Annotated in this window: 17 protein-coding genes and 1 tRNA gene; 14 read left to right on the forward strand and 4 right to left on the reverse strand. The window is 64.5% G+C overall.

The window, feature by feature from the left end; all coding sequences use genetic code 11:
- Window position 1 precedes the first annotated feature (1 nt).
- The 11 genes from EJP67_RS18610 to EJP67_RS18660 are packed head-to-tail and all read left to right on the forward strand — an operon-like array spanning window position 2 to window position 16027.
- The gene (locus tag EJP67_RS18610; RefSeq protein WP_206169522.1) at window positions 2-670 is read left to right on the forward strand and encodes a phage connector family protein; all 669 of its coding nucleotides are present in this window, start codon (window positions 2-4) and stop codon (window positions 668-670) included.
- The gene (locus tag EJP67_RS18615) at window positions 667-3285 is read left to right on the forward strand and encodes a phage tail protein (RefSeq protein ID WP_126023188.1); all 2619 of its coding nucleotides are present in this window, start codon (window positions 667-669) and stop codon (window positions 3283-3285) included. Before EJP67_RS18610 ends, EJP67_RS18615 begins: the two co-directional genes overlap by 4 nt.
- Window positions 3282-3749, forward strand: coding sequence for a GNAT family N-acetyltransferase (locus EJP67_RS18620; RefSeq protein WP_126023189.1), 468 nt, complete (start codon window positions 3282-3284; stop codon window positions 3747-3749). Before EJP67_RS18615 ends, EJP67_RS18620 begins: the two co-directional genes overlap by 4 nt.
- Window positions 3739-4287, forward strand: coding sequence for a virion core protein, T7 gp14 family (locus tag EJP67_RS18625; protein ID WP_126023190.1), 549 nt, complete (start codon window positions 3739-3741; stop codon window positions 4285-4287). Before EJP67_RS18620 ends, EJP67_RS18625 begins: the two co-directional genes overlap by 11 nt.
- Window positions 4288-4289: 2 nt before the next feature.
- Entirely contained in the window at window positions 4290-6557 is a 2268-nt protein-coding gene (locus EJP67_RS18630; RefSeq protein WP_126023191.1) for a transglycosylase SLT domain-containing protein, read from the forward strand.
- Window positions 6557-12796, forward strand: coding sequence for a hypothetical protein (locus EJP67_RS18635; protein ID WP_126023192.1), 6240 nt, complete (start codon window positions 6557-6559; stop codon window positions 12794-12796). Before EJP67_RS18630 ends, EJP67_RS18635 begins: the two co-directional genes overlap by 1 nt.
- Window positions 12793-14583: a hypothetical protein gene (locus EJP67_RS18640; protein WP_126023193.1), complete on the forward strand. Its 1791-nt coding sequence runs from the start codon at window positions 12793-12795 to the stop codon at window positions 14581-14583. Before EJP67_RS18635 ends, EJP67_RS18640 begins: the two co-directional genes overlap by 4 nt.
- A 2-nt stretch (window positions 14584-14585) precedes the next feature.
- On the forward strand, window positions 14586-14789 hold the full coding sequence (locus EJP67_RS18645) for a hypothetical protein (protein WP_126023194.1): 204 nt from the start codon (window positions 14586-14588) through the stop codon (window positions 14787-14789).
- Window positions 14790-14808: 19 nt separating this feature from the next.
- A complete protein-coding gene (locus tag EJP67_RS18650) occupies window positions 14809-15102 on the forward strand; it encodes a hypothetical protein (RefSeq protein WP_126023195.1) in 294 nt (97 codons plus the stop codon).
- Complete coding sequence (locus EJP67_RS18655) at window positions 15099-15608, forward strand: hypothetical protein (protein WP_240650698.1); 510 nt, start codon at window positions 15099-15101, stop codon at window positions 15606-15608. Before EJP67_RS18650 ends, EJP67_RS18655 begins: the two co-directional genes overlap by 4 nt.
- Window positions 15609-15610: 2 nt before the next feature.
- Complete coding sequence (locus tag EJP67_RS18660) at window positions 15611-16027, forward strand: 3TM-type holin (RefSeq protein WP_165909649.1); 417 nt, start codon at window positions 15611-15613, stop codon at window positions 16025-16027.
- Here EJP67_RS18660 and EJP67_RS18665 read toward each other — a convergent pair.
- From EJP67_RS18665 to EJP67_RS18675, 3 genes are all read right to left on the reverse strand, one after another.
- On the reverse strand, window positions 16011-16439 hold the full coding sequence (locus tag EJP67_RS18665; RefSeq protein ID WP_240650699.1) for a nucleoside 2-deoxyribosyltransferase: 429 nt from the start codon (window positions 16437-16439) through the stop codon (window positions 16011-16013). The genes EJP67_RS18660 and EJP67_RS18665 overlap by 17 nt on opposite strands.
- Window positions 16426-16770, reverse strand: coding sequence for a hypothetical protein (locus EJP67_RS18670; RefSeq protein WP_126023197.1), 345 nt, complete (start codon window positions 16768-16770; stop codon window positions 16426-16428). The genes EJP67_RS18665 and EJP67_RS18670 overlap by 14 nt, the downstream gene beginning before the upstream one ends.
- 86 nt (window positions 16771-16856) lie before the next feature.
- Window positions 16857-16941: transfer RNA gene (locus EJP67_RS18675), tRNA-Leu, on the reverse strand.
- A gap of 42 nt (window positions 16942-16983) precedes the next feature.
- On the opposite strand from EJP67_RS18675, the gene cysM reads away from it, so the two are divergent.
- The 3 genes from cysM (at window position 16984) to EJP67_RS18690 (ending at window position 18744) form a co-directional block, all read left to right on the forward strand.
- The gene (gene cysM, locus EJP67_RS18680) at window positions 16984-17886 is read left to right on the forward strand and encodes a cysteine synthase CysM (protein WP_126023198.1); all 903 of its coding nucleotides are present in this window, start codon (window positions 16984-16986) and stop codon (window positions 17884-17886) included.
- A 65-nt stretch (window positions 17887-17951) separates the two neighbouring features.
- Window positions 17952-18527 (forward strand): NUDIX domain-containing protein, encoded by a 576-nt coding sequence (locus tag EJP67_RS18685; protein ID WP_019654253.1) that lies wholly within the window; start codon window positions 17952-17954, stop codon window positions 18525-18527.
- A complete protein-coding gene (locus EJP67_RS18690; protein WP_106937528.1) occupies window positions 18517-18744 on the forward strand; it encodes a sulfurtransferase TusA family protein in 228 nt (75 codons plus the stop codon). The genes EJP67_RS18685 and EJP67_RS18690 overlap by 11 nt, the downstream gene beginning before the upstream one ends.
- Before the next feature lie 68 nt (window positions 18745-18812).
- On the opposite strand, the gene galU is transcribed toward EJP67_RS18690, so the two are convergent.
- Window positions 18813-19703, reverse strand: coding sequence for a UTP--glucose-1-phosphate uridylyltransferase GalU (galU, locus tag EJP67_RS18695; protein WP_126023199.1), 891 nt, complete (start codon window positions 19701-19703; stop codon window positions 18813-18815).
- Window positions 19704-19790 lie beyond the last annotated feature (87 nt).

A 19790-nucleotide genomic window follows, 5' to 3' on the forward strand; every position in this document is an offset into this window, starting at 1 on the left:
CATGGCCTCCGAAGTCGACATCTCCAACCTGGCGCTTTCGTACCTTGGCGACGAAGCAGAGGTCACGTCGATCAAGCCTCCAGATGGGACCGCCCAGGCAGCCCACTGTGGGCGCTTTTACCCCATGGCGCGCAACGAACTGCTCGAGATGCATCCATGGTCCTTCGCCGTGGTCCGCGTCTCGCTCAACGTGATCGCGAGTGGGGCGCCCTCTGAATGGGCGTTCGCGTATGCACTGCCGGCGAAGTACCTGCGCGCCCTCGCCATCCTGTTGCCGGACGCGCTTGATGACAAGCATGGAGAGGACTTCATTGTTGAGAGCGATCAGGACGGGAATGGGGTCATCTACACCAATGTCGAGGCGGCTACGCTGAGGTATGTCCGCTTGGTGGAGGACCCGACGAAGTTCACGCCCGGATTTACTTCTGCCTTGGCCAGGCTTTTGGCGTCGAAATTGGCTGGGCCCATATTGAAGGGCGCAACCGGCATGCAGGTGGCGCAGGCTCAGCTGAAGATCTTCCTCGTTGAGCTGGCAAACGCCAAGACGCAGGATTCGAATTCTGGACAGCGAAGCAGCTACCGGACCCGGCTGTCGAGCACCGAGCTCGCCAGGGGTGGTGTGCATGGTGGCTCGTGCGTTGACCAGTATGGATGGGTGCGCGGCGCATGAGCAACAAGACCCTTTCAAGGTCGTTTGCGGCGGGGGAAATCTCCCCGCTGCTGTATGCGCGTCTTGACCTGGACAAGTTCCAGACAGGCGTGGCGCTTGCGCTCAACATGGAGACTCTTCCTCAAGGGCCGGCGCAGAATCGGTCCGGCTTCGGGTACGTGCTGGAAGCCAAGGACAGCAGCCGGCCGGTGGTGCTCCTGCCATTCAGCTACTCGACACAGCAGACGTTCGTTCTGGAGTTTGGCCACAAGTACGTGCGCTTTCATGGGTTCGGTGGGACCCTTATGGAGCTTCCGGTCACACTGAATAACGTGACGAACGAGGCGAACCCCGTTTTCACAACGATCAGCGCGCATAACTACGCCGTAGGGGATTGGATACAGATCGGGTTTGCAGGCGGAATGCCTCTGCTGACAGGTCGATGGGCGAAGATTTCCTCTGTTCCTGCGGCCAACAAATTTACCCTGGTCGACCTCTTCGGGAATGCCATCAGCACGGTGGGCATGCCTCTGACAGAGGGCACTGGCAGCGTTTCTCGCGTATATGAAATCGCGACGCCGTATGACAGCGCTGACCTGGGCACCTTGCACTACGTCCAGTCGGCCGATGTCCTCACGCTGGTTAGCCCCCTCTATCTTCCGATGGAGCTGCGCCGCCTAGCCGCCACGAACTGGCAGCTGGTCAATATCCAGTTCGCAAGCTCTCTTTCGCCGCCACAGTCCAACGGCGCCATCCCTTCGGCGATCACGCACACCTACAGGGTTGTCCCCATCATGCAGTCGGCGCCCGGGCTGCCCTCTGCAGGAGCTTCGTGCAGCAACGATCTAACGATCCCCGGCCGATTCAACGCCATCGGCTGGACCAGCGTTTCGGGTGCGATTGGCTACTACGTCTACAAGCTGCTCAGCGGCACATGGACTTTCATTGGGATCTCGATTTCCAGTCCGTCGTTCATCGACGATTCCAGCGTTGTCCCCAATCCATCGGTTCCGCAGTTCTCGGCTCCAGGGCCGACCACGACTGTGACCGCCACGGCCGTTGCGCCGGCGAGCACTGGCGTGTCCGTGACGCCCACCGGTGGCGGTGCCATCTCATACAGCTACCGTGTCACGTCCGTGGCAGCGGACGACAGCGAGGAATCGATCGCCTCGGGCACCGTGACCGTGAGCAACGACCTGAATGTTGCGGGCAACTTCAACACGATTCAGTGGCCGGCCGTGCCCGGAGTGACGAACTACAACGTCTATCGCTCGCTCAACGGCATCTACGGCTTCATTGGACGGGCGGGTTCTGACTGCACGTTCGTGGACCGAAACATTGCGCCAGACGCCAGAACAACGCCTCCGATTCAGGTGAACCCATTCCTTGGGGCCGGGAACTACCCCCAAGCAGTCACCTATCACCAGCAGCGCCGTGCATTCGGTGGCACGCTGAACGCGCCACAGACCGTATGGATGACGCGCTCGGGAACCGAAAAGAACATCGGCTACAGCGAGCCTTCGCGCGACGACGACAGCGTGATCTTCCGCCTGGTGGCACGCGAGGCGAATACCGTCCGCCACATGGTCCCAATGGGGGAACTCATCCTGCTGACCTCGGGTGGCGAGTGGCAGGCCTCTTCGTCGGACACTGGCGCTCTCACGCCGTCGAGTGTGAGCGTGAAGCCCCAGGGGTATAGCGGCGCGTCGAATGTCCAGCCTGTCGTCACCGACCGAACCATCCTGTTCGCTCAGGACCGCGGCGGCGCGATTCGCGAATTGGAGTTCAGCTGGCAGCAGCAGGGCTACCAGACGAGCAACGTCTCGATCATTGCTCACCACCTGTTCGACTACTACACGGTGGTTCAGATGGCGTTCACGCGCTCGCCAATACCATCCCTCTGGTCGGTGCGAAGCGATGGTGTCTTGCTGGGCATGACCTACGTTCCTCAGCAGGAGATCAAGGCCTGGCACCAGCACACGACAGACGGCGCATTCGAGTCTGTGTGCGTCGTGGCTGAAGGCGATGAGGATGTGGTCTACGCCGTCGTGCGCCGGCAGATTCTGGGCATCACCAAGCGCTACGTAGAACGCAAGCACACGCGCCGATTCGACACGCCGGCCGATCAGTTCTTTGTGGACTCGGGGCTTTCGTATGTCGGCCCGGAGGTGTCCGCAGTGGGAGGCCTCTACCACCTTGAGGGGAAGACGGTATCCATCTTGGCGGACGGCGGAGTTTCGCCGCCTCAGGTTGTTGTCAATGGCTCTGTGAAATTGGATGCACCTGCGAGCAAGGTGCAGGTTGGGCTGCCCTATGTCTCGCGGCTGCAGGGGCTGCCGCTCTCCATCTCGACGATGCAGGCCTTGGGGCAAGGCACCGTCAAGAACATCAACAAGGCCTATCTCCGGGTTTACTACTCAAGCGGGTTCAAGGCCGGACCAAGCTTCGATAAGCTGCGCCAGTTTCCTACGCGCTCGTCAGAGCCGTATGGCTCTCCGCCGGAGCTGGTGACAGGCGAAGTGCCGCTGACCATCGACCCTCAATGGCAGAGCGATGGCACATGGTGCATTGAGCAAAGCGACCCCGTGTCGCTGACGCTATTGGGGCTCACCCTGGACGTGACGACGGGATCATGATCATCCGCCCCGCCACTGTTGACGACCTCGAAAAGCTCATTGCTATGGGGCAGGCCCTGCACGACGAGAGCCCGCGCTACCAGGGCATGGCGTTCAAGCCGGCCAAGCTGCGGGCGCTGTTCGAACACCTCAAGGGTTCGGTGCTCGCGCCAGGGGGGTGCGTGTTCGTCGCCGAGCGCGAAGGCGAAATCGTCGGCATGACCGTTGGGCTGATCGTCGAGCGCTGGTTTAGCGATGAGCGATTCCTGACCGACCTCACGCTGTACGTGAAGCCGGAGCACCGCCGCGGCACGACCTTCATGCGGCTGGTGCGCGCGCTGGAAGCGTGGGCCAAGGCGGAAGGTATCGCCGACATGGCATTGGGTGTCAGTACCGAGATTCACGCCGAGCGCACCGTAGAAGCCTACGAGGCGATGGGCTACCGACTGGCCGGCTACACGATGGTGAAACGACATGGGAATTGAAACCTCTACTGGCACGACCGGCGGTTCTGGCCTCTCCGGCGGCCTCCTCACTTCGGCATTTGGGGCGGGGATGTCCGCCACGAGCGCCTACACGCAGGCGAAGAACCAGCAGGCGGCGCTGCAGGCCGAAGCGCAGGTTGCAGAAAACAATGCAACCATTGCCGGCTGGCAGGCTGATGACGCTCTGGCCAGAGGTGAAATCGCGGCCAATCAGGCGCTATTGAAGGGGGCGCAGGTCAAGGGCTCACAACGCGCTGCTTTCGCGGCAAATGGTGTCGACCTGTCCGTAGGGTCAGCGCAGAACATTCTGAACGACACCGACTACCTGACCTTGGTGGATGCGGCCCAGCTGCGTGACAACGCCGCGCGCGAGGCGTGGGGCTATCGCCAGCAGGCCCGCCAGTACAACGACCGGGCAACGGCCGCGCGCAACGGCGCGGGCAGCATCAGCCCTTGGCTTGCTGCCGGCACGTCGCTGCTCGGCAGCGCCACGAGCGTCGCAAGCCGGTGGTATCAGGCCAGCGCGCGGGGAGGCTGACCATGGCAACTGTGCCGAGACTCACCGCCCCCAGCGTTTCGCCCACCGCGGCGCCCGACTTCCGCCAGCAGAACCCGGTCAACGCCGACCTGCTGAACACGGGCGCGCGCCAGACCCAGCAGATGGGCGACCAGCTCGTGCGCCTCGGCGGCGAGATGGAGGCCATGCGCAAGCAGGCCCTCGACCAGGCCAACGCCGTGCGCGTTGACGACGCCCTCAACCAGGCCACCGAGGCTGCGCTGCGCCTGCAGCACGACCCGAACGAGGGGTACACCAGCCAGAAGGGCTATGCCGCACTCAACCGCGAGAGTGGGATGCCTCTGGCCGACGAGTACACGGGCAAGCTGGACGCCACGATCAGCAACATCTCCAGCACGCTCGGCAACGACCGCCAGCGGCAGATGTTCCAGATGCGCGCGAACAACATCCGCACGCAGTTCCTGGGCTCGGCCCTGCAGTACGAGAGCAAGGAGCAGAACGAGTACACGATCAGCGTTCGTGATGGCACGGTGAAGAACGCCGCCAACGCCCTGGTCCTGAACTACACCGACCCCGAGAACGTGAAATTGCAGGAAGACCGCATCCGTGCGGCGATTCTTGGCGCGCAGGACCCGGACACCAAGACCTTCATCCCAGGTTCTGCACAGCTGGCCGGCAAGTCCGCCACCTGGGCGCAGGAAAAGGCGGCCGAGGCAATCAGCGGCGCGCACCTGGGCGCCATCAAGGCCGCGCTCGACAAGGGCGACGTGAATGCCGCCATGGCCTACCGCAAGCGCTATGGCGACCGGATGACGGCCAGCGACATGATCCAGATCGACGGAACGCTGCAGCGCGACTACGACGTGCGCACGGGCGCGGCCGTGGCTTCGCAGATCGTGACGGGCACGCGCTCGACGGTGGACCCCACGAGCTTCGACCGGCTGACGAACATCATCCAGGGGATCGAGAGCCGCGGCCGCGCATTCGGCGCCGACGGCAAGCTGCTGCAAGGCCCCATGACCCGATCGGGCGAGCGCGCCCAGGGCGACATGCAGGTGATGCCGTCGACGGCGAAGGACCCGGGCTACGGCATCCGGCCGGCCGACATGAGCGGCACCCCTGAACAGCAGGCGGCCGAACTGCGACGCGTGGGCCAGCAGAAGCTGGCGGCGCTCGTGAAGCTGTACGACGGCGACATCGCCAAGGCCAGCGCCGCGTACAACTGGGGCGAGGGCAACGTGGACAAGGCAGTCAAGGCTGCGCAGGCGAACGCCGGCAAGGGCGAGCGCGTCGCTCCCGATGCATGGCTGGCCAGCGCGCCGGCCGAGACGCGCAACTACGTGGCCAGCGTGCTGCGGCAGATGAACGCGCCGGATGGTGGCGTGCCGCCGCGCCCGACGCTCGACCAGCTGCACCAGGCCGCGCGCGAGCGCCTGGGCCCGAACGCGAGTCCGCTGGCGGTCAAGACGGCCATCGACCAGGTGACACAGCAGTTCGAAGACCAGTCGAAGGCGCTGGCCCAGCGCAAGGATGAAGTCGTCACCTCGGCCATGCAGGAACTGGTGAAGAACGGTGGTCGGTTCAGCGAGCTGTCCGCCGGCACGCGCGCCGCGCTGACTCGCTATGCCGCGGACAATCTCGACGACGTGATGAGCTTCGGCAAGAAGATGGCGCTCGGAGACGACACCACCGACGACCGCCTGTATCTGCGCTTGACCACGAACCCGCAGCTGATGGCGAACATGACGGACGCACAGTTCTTTCAGCTGCGCAACGGTCTGTCCAAGGCCGACTTTGACCACTTCGCCCAGAAGCGCGCCGACATCCTCAGCGGGAAGAGCAGCCAGAGTCCGGGCGAGCTCAACGACAGCGCGATCAACCGGGTGGCAAACCAGCGGCTGCAAGGTCTTGGCATTGCGACCGGAAACCTCAAGCCAGGCTCTGCGGAAGAGCTGCGGGTTGGCGCGATTCGCCGGTTCATAGACTCGAGCATCATCGATGCACAACGCCAGGCCGGCAAGAAGTTCAACGACGCCGAGACGCAGGCCCACATCGACGGCCTGTTCGCCAAGAACGTCACTTTCCGCCGCACGTTCCTGGGCTTCGGCACCGGCACCACGGGCCAGCAGATGCTGTCCATGAAGGTCGGTGACATCCCGAGCGACCAGGCCGACGCCATCAAGAAGGCATTCAAGGCCCGCGGCAACTCCAACCCCACGGACGCCGACATCCTCGGCGCCTACTTCGCTTCGCATGCCGGCGCCAAGGGCGGCGCACAAGGATCGTACTGATGGCCGACAACTTCGACGCTGCGGCAGCGGTGGACCGCTATCTGAGCGGGGCCGCGCCCACGCCTGAAACCACTCTGCGCGCCAGCCTGCAGGATGCGGTGGGCCAGAACCCCGACCAGGCGGCCGACTGGCGCCGCACGGCCGCCACCATCGGCGTTCCGATCGACACCGCGCAGGCGTTGCCCGACTGGGCGAAGCAGCAGAAGGCGCTGGCCGGCATCGACACGAGCGCGCTGGCCGCCATGAACCCGGTGACGACTTCGTTCCTGTCCGACCCGACGAACGCGGCCATCGCGCATGACGACACCGAGAACATGGGGCTGATCGAGACGCTGGCGAACAGCTTCCGCCGCGGCGTGCCGGGCCTGCAGCAGGTGCTGAGCGCCACTGCCTTGCGCTCCAACGTCGGCGCGCTGGAGCAGTTCGACGCCATCGCGGCTCGAATCGACGCTGGCGAGAAGCCGACCAGCATCCGCGCCGCCGATGACCCGATGGGCGTGGCTTTCATGACGCCCGAGCAGCGCGCCAAGTTCCGCGCCAGCATCACCACGCCGATCGGCGGAAACATCGCCTCCGTGGTGCAGACCCAGAAGGAGCGGCAGGCCATCCCGTCGCCAGCAGTGGTCGACCAGGTAATGAAGGCCGAAACCTTCAAGCAGGCTATCAGCGCCTTCATGACCGATCCCGTGAAGTTCATCGCGAGCATCGGCCCGGAAAGCATGGTGACGAACGCGCCCGGCCTGGTGGCGGCGATCCCGGCAGGCATGACCGGCGGCCCGGCGGCGGCGGCCGCAACCCTGGGCACTGGCTCCTTCATCACCGACTACGGCAGCACCATCGTGGAGGCGCTGACCAAGGCGGGCGTCGACGTCACGAAGCCGGAGCAGGTGCAGGCGGCAGTTGCCGATCCGGCGATCATGAACAGCGTGATCTCGCAGGCTATCGCGCATGCGGCCGTGGTGGGAACGTTCGACGCTCTGAGCGGTGGCGTGGCGTCGAAACTGGCGCTGCCGAAGGGCGTGGCTACGAAACTGGCCCTGAAGCCGGTGACGCGCGAGTTGGCCAACGTCGCGGCCCAGGTGCCGATCCAGGGCGCGCTGGGCGCGGCCGGCGAGGCGGGCGGGGAGATCGCCGCCGGCCAGAAGCTCGATCCTGGCAACATCCTGGCCGAGTTCGTCGGCGAGGCTTTCACCGCGCCGGCCGAGATCGCCAGCATCGCCACCACGCAGGTGCGCGAGCGCATCGCCGAGGGCCGCGCGGCGGAAGCGGCGGCGGCGCGCATCGAAACGCTCACGAAGCTGGTGGAGGCGAGCAAGCTGCGCGAGCGCGACCCCGAGACGTTCAAGGCGTTCGTCGACCAGGTGGCCGAGGGCGGCGATACGCCCAGCGAGCTCTACATCAATGCCGAGGCACTGGCGAACACGCTGAACCAGTCGGGCATCACCATGACCGAGCTGCAGGCGCTGGCGCCGAGCGTAGCGACGCAGATGCAGGCCGAGAACTTCGTGCCTGGCGCCGATCTGCGCATCCCGGTGTCTGAGCTGTTGGCCGCGCCGAGCGAGATCTCCGCCACGCTGGTTGATCACCTGCGCACCAGCCCGGAGGCAATGAGCCGCGCTGAGGCGGGCGAGTTCCTGAAGGCCCAGGGAGAGGCGATCCGCACCGAAGTGGAGGCGGCGCTGTCCAAGCGCGAGGAGCGGGATGCGTTCCAGGCCAGCGTGAACCTGGCGCGCGACCATTTCAAGGCGGAGCTCGACCTCGCCGGCCGCTTCCGGCCCGAGGTGAACGAGGCTTATGCCCAGATGTTGGGCAACTTCTATGCCACCCAGGCGCAGCGCGCGGGCATGGCGCTGCCCGAGTTCATGCAGAAGTACCAGTTGCAGGTGACGGGGAAGACGCCGGCACGTGGGCAGACGCTGGAGCAGGGCGCCTCGACCATCATCGGTCGCGAAGACTTTCTGGCGATGCCGGCCGACGCCAACGGCGCCAGGAGCATGGACGACTTCTCCGACCAGACCGTGGCACGCGTCGAGAAGGCAATTTCCGCCGGCCAAACAGTCACTCTCTACGCGGACGGCAAGCCTCAGAACATCGTTGCCGTCTCGCGGGGGATGATGCAGGACGACAAAGGGCAGCGCTGGGGGTTGCTGATGCTGGCCTCGGATACGAACGGCAGCAACCGCATCGAACTCGGCGCGGCGCCGTCGTCAAGTTCTGCGACTGTCGGTCGAGCCAGCGCGCCAACGGCGCCGGTTGCGCGCCATCCACGCGCCACGCTCTCCTTCGGCGAAGACATCACCCAGGCGCCGAGCGTGATCGCGCTGCTTGAGGGCGCGGATTTGAGTTCCTTCCTGCACGAGAGCGGGCACTTCTTCCTGGAGGTACAGGCCGATCTGGCCGCGCGTATCCAGGGCAAGATCGCCGATGGCGACACGGTGACGGCAGGCGAGCGGCAGGTGGTGGACGACATGAACACCGCGCTGAAATCGTTCGGCATCGAGGGATCGCCCACCGAAACCCCGCTGGCCCAGTGGCAGAACATGACGCTGGAGGAGAAGCGCGACCACCACGAGGCCTTCGCGCGCAGCTTCGAGCAGTACGCCATGGAGGGGAAGGCGCCGAGTCAGGCGCTGGCCGGCGTGTTCCAGCGCTTCCGCGCCTGGCTGGTGTCGGTCTACAAGACCCTGGCCAGCCTGAACGTCAAGCTGACAGACGATGTGCGGGCGGTTATGAACCGCATGCTGGCGACCGATGAGGCGATCCAGCAGGCGCAGGACGCGCGCAACATGGGGCCGCTGTTCGAATCGGCTGAGCGTGCCGGCATGACGCCGGAGGAGTACGCCGACTATCAGGCTCTGGGGCAGCGCGCCACCGACACGGCCGACGCCGAGTTGAGCCAGCGCCTACTGAAGGACATGAAGTGGATGAGCGGCGCGCGCGACCGCGCCCTGAGGGCCCGGCAGAAGGAGGTGGCAGCGATCCGCCTTGAGATCCGCAACCAGGTATCCCGCGAGGTGATGGCGCAGCCTGTGTACCAGGCGTGGCAGTTCCTAACCGGCAAGCAGAACAGGATTGCCCCCGGCACCGTGGCGACCGAGAACGTCGACACCGTGCAGGAATCCGGCCGGCTGCGCACATCGCTCGTGAAGGAGATGGATGAGTTCTCTGCCGAGACGCTGAAGCAGCGCCGCATGCTGAGCGAGAAGGACGGCATGCACCCCGACATCGTGGCCGAGCTGTTCGGCTATCCCTCGGGCCAGGACCTGATCGTCGCGCTGGCAGCCGCCGAAAGCCCGAATGTCGAGATCGACACCATCACCGACCAGCGCATGCTCGAGCAGCACGGCGACATTGCCAGCCGACAGGCGCTGGAGCGCGCGGCCGAGGAGGCGATCCACAACGAGGTGCGCGCCCGGGTGATTGCGACCGAGTTGAAGGCACTGGCCAAGGCCACGAGCGTGCGCGAGTCCAGCGACAGCCTCTACACCGGCGGCACCGTCGACGTGATGGCGCGCGCGGCGCGCGAGTACGCGGCCCAGGTGGTAGCGCGCCAGAAGCTCAAGGACCTCCGGCCGGCGCAGTACACCGCCGCCGAGGCCCGCAGCGCCAAACTTGCCGTCGAGTCGCTGGGCAACACCGCCGAAGCTGCGATGCACAAGCGCAACCAGCTGGTGAACAACTTCGCCGCGAAGGCCGCTTTTGAGGCCCAGGCCGAGATCACCCAGGCGAACGAGTTCTTCAAGAAGGTGATGAAGGGCACGGGCGAGAAGGTGAGCAAGACGCGCGACTTCGGCATGGTGCAGGCGGCCCGCGCCATCCTGGCCGAGTACGGCATCGGCACCAAGGGCGAGTCGGCCCTGAAGTACCTCGACTCGGTGGCGCAGGACGACCCGGGCATGCACGCCGTGCTGCGCGACAAGATCGACGCGCTGACTGCCAACGCCAAGCCGGCCGGCGAGATGACCGTGGATGAGTTCCGCGGCTTGGTTGAGGAGATTCAGGGCCTCTGGTACATGGCCAAGCGGTCGCGCCAGGTCGAGATCGATGGGCAGCTGCTGGAGCGCTCGGCTATCCAGAACGATCTGGTGACGCGCCTGCACGAGATCGGCGTGCCTGCGCGCGTGCCTGGCGAGGGTCAGGCCGTGACGAATGCCGAGCGCAACCTGACGCGGCTGCAGACGTTGCAGGCCGCGCTGCGCCGCGTGGAGTCGTGGGTCGGGGTGAAGGATGGCACGCAGGCCATGGGCCCGTTCCGCCGCTACATCTGGCAGCCGGTGAAGGAGGCGGCCGACGCCTACCGCGCGGACAAGGCCAAGTACATCAAGCAGTACAAGCAGCTGCTCGAAACCGTGGACCTGGGAAAGTCGCGCATCGCGGCGCCCGAGCTGGGCTACACCTTCGGTTTCTCCCGCGGCGGCAGTGGCAAGCAGGAGATCCTGCACGCCATCCTGCACACAGGCAACGAGAGCAACAAGCGCAAGCTGCTGCTCGGCCGCGGGTGGGCGACCGAGAACGAAAACACGCATGAGATCGATACCTCGCGCTGGGATGCCTTCGTCGCCCGGATGATCGCCGAGAAGGTGCTGACCAAGGCCGACTTCGATTTCGCACAGGGCGTCTGGGATCTGCTGGAGAGCACCAAGGCGCTGGCGCAGAAGGCGCACCGGGACGTGTTCGGGCGCTACTTCGACGAGGTGACTGCCACCGAGTTCACCAACGAGTTCGGCACCTACCGCGGCGGCTATGTGCCGGCGATGATGGATTCGGAAGTGGTGAAGGACCAGGCTACCCGTGCGCTGCAGGAGGACGAAAACCAGACCATGGCCTATGCCTTCCCCAGCACCAGCAAGGGCTTCACCAAGGCCCGCGTCGAGCACAACAAGCCGCTGCTGCTGGACCTGCGCACGCTGTCGAGCCACATCGACAAGGTGCTGTTGTTCTCTCACATGGAGCAGCCGATCCGCGACGTGCGCAAGGTGCTGACCAGCAAGGACGTGTCCGAGCCGCTGCATCGCATCGATCCGCAGGCATTCGATGGGCTGCTCACGCCCTGGTTGAATCGCGCCGCGCGCCAGACCATCGAGACGAAGGTGCCCGGCGACAACGGCACCATGCGCTTCTTCTCAAAGCTGCGCCAGCGCGCCGGCCTGGCCGCCATGTTCGTCAACGTGTCGAACGCCGCGCAGCAGATCACTGGCTTCAGCCTGGCAGCCGTGAAGGTGCGCCCGAAGTACCTGCTGAGCGCCATGGGCAACTACCTGATCGCGCCGCGGCAGATGTCCAAGACCGTTGCCGAAAGCTCGGTCTACATGGCGACCCGCATGGACAACGAGGTGGCGGCGATGACCGACGCCATCGACCAGATCCTGCTGAATCCGAACGTCTACGAGAAGGCGCAGAACTGGACGGCAAAGCACGCCTACTTCATGCAGTCGGCCGTCGACAACGTCATGGGGCCGATCATCTGGACTGGCGCCTACAACCAGGCGCTCGAGCAAGGCCACAGCACGAAGGATGCCGCGCGCCTGGCCGACTCCGCCATCCGCGAAACGCAGGGCTCCACGCTCGCGGAGGACGTGTCCCGCATCGAGACGGGCAATGCCTTCGTGCGCATGTTCACGCAGTTCGCGGGCTACTTCAACATGCAGGCGAATCTGCTTGGCACGGAATTTTCCAAGGCCTATCACGAGTTGGGCCTACGCAAAGGGATGGGGCGTGGCCTCTACGTCTTCATCCTGGGCTACCTGGTGCCCAACATGATGGCGGAACTGATCGCGCAGGCATTCAAGGGTGGCCCAGACGACGAGGACAAGGACGGCAGCACGCTGGATGACTGGATCAAGTCCGTGGTGATTCTCGGCAATGTGAAAACCTCGCTAGCGATGGTGCCTGGCGTTGGGCAACTGGCAAATGCCGGCATCGCCACCTTCGTCACAAAGACGCCAGCTGACGATCGGATCACGACATCGCCTGCAATTAGCATGGCTGAGAGCGCTGTCGTGGGCAATATCAAGACGATCAAGCAGCTGATCGAGAATGGCGAGGTGGACAACGGGCGGCGCGCGGTGCGCGACCTAGCCACCCTGATCTCGCTGACGACCGGCCTGCCGGCCTCGGCCATTGCGCGGCCGCTGGGGTACGCGGTTGGTACTAGCGAAAACAAAATCGCGCCCACCGGCCCAGTTGACACCGTGCGCGGGCTGGTCACAGGAACACCAAGCCCGGAATCCAAGCGATGACTGTATCTGCAACAACGCGCAAAGCCGGACCATACGCAGGCAATGGTGTCGGAACCATTTTCACGTTCAGCTTCAAGGTCTTCGCGAAGGCCGATGTGGCTGTGGTTCTCACAGATTCCAATGGAGTTGCCACCACCCTGGTGCTGGACTCCGACTACAGCGTCCTATTGAATGCCGATCAGGATTCAAATCCTGGCGGGTCAATCACTTATCCTGCTCTGGTCGGGCCAGCGCCGCTCCCGATCGGATCGACGCTGACCATGATCGGTGGGCTGCCCTACGACCAGAACACTGACATCACCAACGCCGGCAGATTCCTTCCGCAAGTTATCGAGGATGCGCTCGATAAGGTCACCATCCTTACGCAGCAGCTGAAGGAGATCACCAGTCGAACACTGCAGGCTGCGGTTGGGACCACGGTTTCCCTCATCTTCCCGGCGCCCAGTTCTGGAAAATTCATCAAGTGGCGTTCTGACCTTCTGGGACTTGAGAACGCCGATGCTGGCACCGATTCGATGGTGCTGCAGGGCTTGCTGGCCGATGCCGTAGACCCTCTGCACGGTTCGCAGATGGTAGGCACGCGGGTCCCCGGGATTGGTGCGGTCGGCCGAAACGTTTCCACCAAGCTCGCTGATTCTGTCAGTGTTCTCGACTTTGGCGCTGTTGGTGATGGCGTCACAAACGATAAGTCGAAGTTCGACTCAGCGATGGTGGGGCGTTCAGGGCAACCAGTCACGATGCCAGGGGATCGCGCCTTTCTGTTGGCATCGACGCTTGCCAACAACGGTACGCTTTCCTGGCCGCGCGGCTTCTACTCCAACACCACCAACACTGACCCGCTGGATTGGTCAAAACTGCGCCCTGCTCAGGCGATGACATGGGGCAGTGGTGGGCGTGCGAATCTCATGGTGCTGAACTCCAATTTCGGGGAGCACGAGCTTTACAACGCTGTCTATCCAGGTGTAATCCACTTCAGCAATCTGAGCAGTGTCGCGGAAATTGCCCCTGGCTCCACGATCTATCACACAGCCGCGATAACGGGAGCGATCAAGGCCAGCGCGCCTGCTTCCGGCATCAATGGCAATGGCGTGGCGCTGTACGGCCTTGGCACGGCAGAGGTGAACAATGCTGCGCTCTGGGGTGTTAACACGCTGCTGCAGGATTCGTCGACCAGGGTTGCGGGCACTGGCACTGGCCGCGTGCTAACAGGCGCTGAATTCGACTTCAACATCATGAATCCTGGCACGCAGGTCATTGGTGTTTCGGTTGGTGGCAATTCGCTGTCGCAGCCCACGAACGCCAATGCCTTTTTGGTGAACACGCTGAGCCAAGCGCTCGGCTTCCGCTGGACCACTGGGTTTTTCTCGCTCGATGGGTGCGCAAACAATGCGCTTGCAGTGGGTGCGTTGAACACGTCTGGCGTGAACGTACCCTCGCAGCAAATCCTCTTCTCGCATTTTGACAATGCTGGAGTGAAGAGGCCTGCGACGTTCGCCCTGTATCCGGGCGGTGCCAGCGCGCCCGACGATGCATACCTTGTCATCAATGGCACGACCCGCGTGAGCCTGTCCATCACGAACGGCGATCTGTTGCTCAACTCCGGTCGGCATGTGGTGATCGATGGCGCCACTGTCCTGTCGAATCGAGTCAGTGGGTGGGGGCTTCCCACGGGCACCCTGAATCGGGGGACGTTCGATCAGAGCTCAGTGACCCTTCCTCAACTCGCCCAGCGCGTTGCTGCGCTGATCACCGATCTTTACAACGGCCACGGCCTCATCGGAGTCTGAAATTGTCAGCGCCAGTCGATTCCATTCAAGAGCCTTTTGCGCCTCTGTCACAGGATCTTTCCGAGGCGGAAGTGCTGAAGATGAAGAACACTGAACTGCAGCGCCAACTGATTCAAGTGCAACGCGCATATCTGCAGCTCCAGAACCAAATGGCAGTCCTGCAGATGGAAAAGCTCGACGTCTTGGAAAAGACGCTGGGCGAATAGTGCGGTCTGGGAGGCGCGCATGACCCAAGAAACCCAGCCTGGCGAACTGCCTCGCGTCACGCGCGTGATCGACATGAAGCTGCCACTCACGTGGCTGCTGGGCGTCGGCTTCATGATCATCGCCGGCGGCTTCGGTCTGTACCACCAGATTGGGAGCCAGGGCGAGAAGCTGAACGAGGTGAAGGACCAGATCAAGGCCCTCCAGATTGCAGTGAACTCTGGCAACAGCCAGTCGACCACGCTGGCCGGCGAGATCGCAATCCTGCGCTTCCGGGTGGAGACGCTGGAGTCGGACAAGAGGAGGGCGCAATGACCAATCAGCCTATGCACTTGGCAGACGTGATCGCCAAGATTCTCAACCCAGGGCTCGCCATGTTGCCGATGGCGATGGACACGCCTCGCGCGCGCCTCATGCTGCTCACGATCGGCCGGCAGGAATCGAAGTTCAAGGACCGGGCCCAAGTGCTCACCGGTGGCGGCAAAGGGCCTGCGCGCGGCTTCTGGCAGTTCGAGCAGGGTGGAGCGGTCAAAGGCGTCATGAACCATCCGGCCACGTGTGAACATGCGCGGCGCGTGTGCGATGAGCGCGGCGTGCCATGGGACCGCGCAGCGATCTGGGCAGCGCTTGAGCAGGACGATCTGCTGGCCTGCGCCTTCGCGCGCCTGAATCTCTGGTGGGCGCCTGGCGCGCTGCCGGAGATCGGTGACAGCGCCGCGGCGTGGAAGCTTTACGCCGATGTGACATGGCGCCCTGGCAAGCCTCATCCCGAGACTTGGCAGGGCTACTACAACGAGGCGCGTGCAGCGCTAGGAGTTTGATCATGGGCGCACTTCTCTCCCTCATCCCCGTCTTCTCGCAGCTGCTGGACAAGATCCTGCCCGACAAGACCGCCGCCGACGCTGCGAAGCTGAAGCTGGTCGAAATGGCCCAGCAGGGCGAACTCGCTCAGCTCCAGGCTGACACCGCCATTGCGACGGCGCAGACCGAGATCAACAAGGTGGAGGCATCCAGCACGCGCCTGTTCGTGGCGGGCTGGCGGCCGTTCGTCGGCTGGATCTGTGGCTTCGCGGTTGGCTTCAAGTTCATCGGCGGACCCGCGCTCTTCATGGTGGCCCAGGCCATCGGGCATCCGGTCGAGCTGCCGGTGATCGAGACTTCCGAACTGTGGCCGCTGCTGCTGGGCATGCTGGGCCTTGGTGGCCTGCGCACCGTCGAGAAAGTCAAGGGCGCTGCTTGAGCACCCCAGCCATCACCCTGATGGCCTCCTCCGCGCTCTCCGCGAGCGTGACGGCCCCGGCCAGCCCGGGCGCCAGCTTCTGCGCCCCATAGCCCACCACAGGCACGCCGCGGGCCGCAGCTACCCCCACTTCGAAGACTGTTCCCGAATCCGGCTCCTCGCCGCGGAAGGGCGCCAGGTTCGCCACCACGCCGTCGGCGGCGCGCAGCTTCGCCATGTTGGCGTCGTAGATCGCCTGGGCTGACGTGGCGTCGACCTCGCCATCAAAGGGCGACAGAGCCTCGAGCCCGTGCCTCTCGCAGACCGCAGCGAGCATGGCGAAGTGCTGCTCGGCGTCTGGTCGGAAGACGTCAGGGCCGGCAAGGTAGACGCGGGGGCGGGTGGGCATGGGCGCCATGCTACTCCGACCCATTCCGCTCCACCGGCACCACCAGCCAGACCTGCCGGTGTTCCCAGACCTTCTGCAGGCCGTCAATGAACTCGGCATGGAGTTCTGTCCCCGAAAGAAGGAATCCTGCGCCCTTGTAGGGCACGATTACGGGGTCTGTGATCCGCCCGCGGCCGGCCATCTGTGCCGTGCCGTAGCTCACGTAGAGACTGGCCTCGACGATGTTGCGCCCCGAGTTGTTCTTGTCCCGGTCGGATTCGAGGATGGTGATGGTGTAGCGCCCAGGCGGGTCGCGCTCTGCGGGCTTGAGGCGCAGACCCTGGCGCATCAGGAAGGTGACTTCGGCGAAGAACATGGCGAAAGCGGAACGCCTTGCGGAATGGATGCGGAATGGCGTGCCACATGTCAGCAAGCACTAGCGCCCGCCACGACGTAAATCCGTGGTGCCCGGGGCCGGAATCGAACCGGCACGCCTTGCGGCGGGGGATTTTGAGTCCCCTGCGTCTACCAATTTCACCACCCGGGCAGGGTTCTGAACGAAGCCCAAAATTATGGCACAGTGGCTGGCATGAACTATCCGACGATCGAAGACGCCATCGGCAAGACCCCTCTGGTCGCGCTGCAACGCATCAATGCAGCAGAAAACGCCAGGCGCGGCAACGTGATTCTCGGCAAGCTCGAAGGCAACAACCCCGCCGGTTCGGTGAAAGACCGGCCGGCCCTCTCGATGATCCGGCGTGCCGAGGAGCGCGGCGAGATCAAGCCCGGCGACACGCTCATCGAAGCCACCTCCGGCAACACCGGCATCGCGCTCGCGATGGCCGCGGCCATCAAGGGCTACCGCATGGTGCTCATCATGCCGGAGGACCTTTCGGTCGAACGTGCGCAGACCATGAAGGCCTTCGGCGCCGAGCTCGTGCTCACGCCCAAGAGCGGCGGCATGGAATACGCCCGCGACCTCGCCGAGCAGATGGTGGCCCAGGGCAAGGGCCGCGTGCTCGACCAGTTCGCCAACCCCGACAACCCGCGCATCCACTACGAGACCACCGGCCCCGAGATCTGGGCCGACACCAAGGGCAAGGTCACGCACTTCGTGAGCGCGATGGGCACCACCGGCACCATCACCGGCGTCTCGCGCTTCCTGAAAGAGAAAAACCCTGCCATCCGCATCATCGGCGCGCAGCCGGCCGAAGGCTCGCGCATACCGGGCATCCGCAAGTGGCCCGCCGAGTACTTGCCGAAAATCTTCGATCCCAGCCGTGTCGACGAGGAAATCAGCGTGAGCCAGAGCGATGCCGAGGAGATGTGCCGCCGCCTCGCGCGCGAGGAGGGCATCTTCGGCGGCATCTCTGCCGCGGGCGCGCTGTGGGCCGCGCTCGAAGTGTCGAAGACGGTGGAGAACGCGACCATCGTCTTCGTGGTCTGCGACCGCGGCGACCGATACCTCTCCACCGGCGTCTTCCCGGCTTAGGCTGCGACCGAACCGGCGCCTGCCCAACGCGAGCAGGCGCCAAAGAAGAAAGAAAAGAGACCCCCATGCCCCACCCCAAGTTCTGCCAGGTCTGTGCCACGCCGCTCGAGTGGATCGCCCTGATGGAAGACGGCGGCCCCAAGGAGCGGCTGCGCTGCCCCAACTGCGGCCACACGCACTGGAATAATCCGACGCCCGTGCTCGCGGCCATCGTCGAATACCGTGGCCAGGTGCTGCTGGCGCGAAATGCCGCTTGGCCCGGCAAGATGTTCGCGCTCATCACCGGCTTCATGGAGGCCGGCGAGACGCCCGAGGAGGGCATCGCGCGCGAGGTGAAGGAAGAGACCAATCTCGACGTGAGCGCCACGAAGATCGTGGGCGCCTACGACTTCCAGCGCATGAACCAGGTCATCATCGCCTACCACGTGGTGGCCGATGGCGAGGTGAAGCTCTCGCCCGAGCTGGTTGACTACCGGCTCTACGACCTGCCCGATCTCAAGTGCTGGCCAGCCGGCACCGGCTATGCGCTGGCCGACTGGCTGCGCACGCGCGGGCACGAGCCGGTGTTCTTCACCGCCGCCGAGAACGAGGAGCGCCGCCGCGGCCTCAACCTGCCCCCGGAGCCTGGCAATGCAAGCTGATCGCGAGCTCGACACGCGCGGGCTGAACTGTCCGCTGCCCATCCTCAAGGCGAAGAAGTCCCTCAACGAGATGACGAGCGGCCAGCTGCTGAAGGTGGTGTCGACCGACCCCGGATCGATCCGCGACTTCCAGGCTTTCGCGCGCCAGACGGGCAATGAGCTGATGGAGCAGGAAACCGTCGGCACCGACTTCATCCATGTGCTCAAGCGCCGCTGAGCGCGACGAGCCGAGAAGAAAAAAGGGCCGCTGCTGCGGCCCTTTCTGCGTGTGCTCGAAGCTGCGGATTACAGCTTCAGGCTCTTGAGGTACTCGCGGAAATCCGCGCCCACTTCGGGGTGCGCCAGCGCCAGTTCCACCGACGCCTGCAGGAAGCCTTCCTTGCTGCCGCAGTCGTAGCGGATGCCCTTGTACGAGTAGGCGTAGACCGATTCCTTCTTCATCAGCGCCGCGATGCCGTCGGTCAGCTGGATCTCGCCGCCCGCGCCCTTGGGCTGGTTGCGGATCTCGTCGAACACGCCCGGCGTGAGGATATAGCGGCCGGCCACGCCCAGGCGCGAGGGAGCCTCTTCGGGCTTCGGCTTCTCGATCATGCGGCTGACCTTCACCAGGCCTTCCTCGACCTTGTCGCCGGCCACGATGCCGTAGCGCTTGACGTGTTCGAGCGGAACTTCCTGCACCGCCAGCAGCGAGCCGCCGAGGCGGCCGAAGGCTTCGGTCATCTGCGCCAGCACGGGCTGGCCGCCGTCGGGGCCGACCATCAGGTCGTCCGCCAGCAGCACGGCGAAGGGTTCGTTGCCGACCAGGTGCTCGGCGCACAGCACCGCGTGGCCCAGGCCCAGCATGCGCGGCTGGCGCACATACGAGCAGGTCATGTCGTCGGGCATGACCGAGCGCGCGATGTTGAGCAGCGCGGTCTTGCCGCTGGCCTCGAGCTGGCTCTCGAGTTCGTAGGCGGTGTCGTAGTGGTCTTCGATCGCGCGCTTGTTGCGGCCGGTCACGAAGATCATGTCGCGGATGCCGGCTGCGTACGCTTCCTCGACGGCGTACTGGATCAGCGGCTTGTCGACCACGGGCAGCATTTCCTTGGGTTGCGCCTTCGTGGCCGGCAGGAAGCGGGTGCCGAAGCCTGCAACGGGAAATACGGCCTTGCGGATGCGGGTCGCGGATGTGGACATGGGCGGTTCAGCGTCTTTCGTCAAAGAGGGGGATGGCAGGATGCGAAACGGCGCGCAGCCGCTCCAAGCATCCTAAACGCCTTCGAA

Origin of the sequence: Variovorax guangxiensis, assembly GCF_003952165.1 — a bacterium.
Classification (GTDB): domain Bacteria; phylum Pseudomonadota; class Gammaproteobacteria; order Burkholderiales; family Burkholderiaceae_C; genus Variovorax; species Variovorax guangxiensis.

Coding starts and splice junctions, on each gene's coding strand:
- galU (WP_126023199.1), bottom strand. CDS start 19,703: ATGTCCACATCCGCGACCCGCATCCGCAAGGCCGTATTTCCCGTTGCA.
- EJP67_RS18630 (WP_126023191.1), top strand. CDS start 4,290: ATGGCAACTGTGCCGAGACTCACCGCCCCCAGCGTTTCGCCCACCGCG.
- EJP67_RS18635 (WP_126023192.1), top strand. CDS start 6,557: ATGGCCGACAACTTCGACGCTGCGGCAGCGGTGGACCGCTATCTGAGC.
- EJP67_RS18625 (WP_126023190.1), top strand. CDS start 3,739: ATGGGAATTGAAACCTCTACTGGCACGACCGGCGGTTCTGGCCTCTCC.
- EJP67_RS18620 (WP_126023189.1), top strand. CDS start 3,282: ATGATCATCCGCCCCGCCACTGTTGACGACCTCGAAAAGCTCATTGCT.
- EJP67_RS18690 (WP_106937528.1), top strand. CDS start 18,517: ATGCAAGCTGATCGCGAGCTCGACACGCGCGGGCTGAACTGTCCGCTG.
- EJP67_RS18665 (WP_240650699.1), bottom strand. CDS start 16,439: ATGGGTCGGAGTAGCATGGCGCCCATGCCCACCCGCCCCCGCGTCTAC.
- EJP67_RS18650 (WP_126023195.1), top strand. CDS start 14,809: ATGACCCAAGAAACCCAGCCTGGCGAACTGCCTCGCGTCACGCGCGTG.
- cysM (WP_126023198.1), top strand. CDS start 16,984: ATGAACTATCCGACGATCGAAGACGCCATCGGCAAGACCCCTCTGGTC.
- EJP67_RS18655 (WP_240650698.1), top strand. CDS start 15,099: ATGACCAATCAGCCTATGCACTTGGCAGACGTGATCGCCAAGATTCTC.
- EJP67_RS18670 (WP_126023197.1), bottom strand. CDS start 16,770: ATGTTCTTCGCCGAAGTCACCTTCCTGATGCGCCAGGGTCTGCGCCTC.
- EJP67_RS18615 (WP_126023188.1), top strand. CDS start 667: ATGAGCAACAAGACCCTTTCAAGGTCGTTTGCGGCGGGGGAAATCTCC.
- EJP67_RS18660 (WP_165909649.1), top strand. CDS start 15,611: ATGGGCGCACTTCTCTCCCTCATCCCCGTCTTCTCGCAGCTGCTGGAC.
- EJP67_RS18685 (WP_019654253.1), top strand. CDS start 17,952: ATGCCCCACCCCAAGTTCTGCCAGGTCTGTGCCACGCCGCTCGAGTGG.
- EJP67_RS18640 (WP_126023193.1), top strand. CDS start 12,793: ATGACTGTATCTGCAACAACGCGCAAAGCCGGACCATACGCAGGCAAT.
- EJP67_RS18610 (WP_206169522.1), top strand. CDS start 2: ATGGCCTCCGAAGTCGACATCTCCAACCTGGCGCTTTCGTACCTTGGC.